Origin of the sequence: Actinosynnema sp. NPDC023658, assembly GCF_040639995.1 — a bacterium.
Lineage (GTDB): Bacteria > Actinomycetota > Actinomycetes > Mycobacteriales > Pseudonocardiaceae > Actinosynnema.
Genome location: NZ_JBFAAX010001376.1, coordinates 1 through 1220 on the forward strand (window position 1 = coordinate 1; position 1220 = coordinate 1220).

3 protein-coding genes are annotated in these 1220 nt (G+C 68.9%); 1 reads left to right on the forward strand and 2 read right to left on the reverse strand.

The features are described 5' to 3' along the window. The coding region (locus tag AB0G02_RS41125) for a hypothetical protein (protein WP_360806245.1) at nt 1–191 on the reverse strand (191 nt) is incomplete at its 3' end. Nucleotides 192–606: 415 nt separating this feature from the next. Next, nucleotides 607–840 (reverse strand): hypothetical protein, encoded by a 234-nt coding sequence (locus tag AB0G02_RS41130; RefSeq protein ID WP_360806248.1) that lies wholly within the window; start codon nt 838–840, stop codon nt 607–609. A 105-nt stretch (nt 841–945) separates the two neighbouring features. Here AB0G02_RS41130 and AB0G02_RS41135 point away from each other — a divergent pair. Next, the coding region (locus AB0G02_RS41135) for a hypothetical protein (RefSeq protein ID WP_360806252.1) at nt 946–1220 on the forward strand (275 nt) is incomplete at its 3' end.

The window sequence follows — 1220 nt, forward strand, 5'->3', positions numbered from 1 at the left end:
AATCCCCGCCCGGCCTGGTCGCGGCCCCGCTGATCTCGCGGCGCTCGCACCGCCGCCTCAGCCGCTGCGCGTGACGACACCGCGGTGTCGGCGGCGATGCCCTCGCGTTCGACGCCCGACAGGACCGGTGCACGATTTCGGAAGATCGAGTTCAGGTAGTTCTTCAGCGGGGGTCGGTGACGTCGGCGCAACAGCCGCGCCCCCCGCCGGATGGGGTGCGTGCGGAATAAACCGGCTCATGCGCCGAGTACGCCCACCCCGGCCTGACTGATAGCGGGAAGTTCTCGTTCACCCACCTCCCGGGGAGAATTGATTCGCCGGCGATCTTGGAATTTCTTACCGCCATCCGCAGTAACACATGCAGGGCCAGGTGCGAAATAGGGGGTGAAGGCCCTGTTCGCCAGTCCTCCCGCTCGGTCGATAGCCGAGCGCCTGGCGGAAACATTGCGAGCCCACCGTGCCTCTCAGCGGATCCACGAAATTCCTCGGAAACCGAAACCTCGAGAACACCGGCCTGCGCCGAGTGGCGGCCACCGCCACGGTGGTCGTCGTCCACCTCGCAGCTGCGGGGCTTGCCATCGGCGTGGCGAACGCTGCCGGGTTCGGTCAGACCTCGGGGGTGTCGGTCGACGGCACGACCGGCTGGTGGACACCGGCCTCCACCTCTGCGGTGGCACCGGTGACGACCACCAGTCCGACGACGGCGTCACCCACGCCGGAGCCCGAGCCACCGGTCACCACCACCCCGGAGGCGGTCGAGACCAGCACGGCCGGTTCTCCGGTGGTCGAACCGTCCGCCCAGGAGCCGACGAGCACCGGCGAACCGGTGCCGACGACCACACCCTGACGACCGCGACCGCGTCACCGCGCCGCACGCTCGTCACCCCTCCACCCACCTCGCGGTGCCCTCACCGCGCGGTCCCGCTCGACTTCAGGAGCAACGCCATGCGAATCACCTCGAAGATCAAGCCCGTGGTCGTCCTCGCCGCCGTCGGCACGTTGATGGGCGTCACCGGGTTCGCGGTCGCCACGTTCGCCCAGAGCAGCACCGCCGGTCCGGTCGCGGGTTCGACCGAGTCCTTCACCTCCGTCACCGTCACCGGTGCGCAGACCGGCGTCCTGCTGCCCGGTGAGAAGGCGTACGTCACCCTCACGCTCACCAACCCCAACAGCAACGTGAAGGCCAGATTGGCGTCCGTCACCACGGGCGAGGTCGTCAT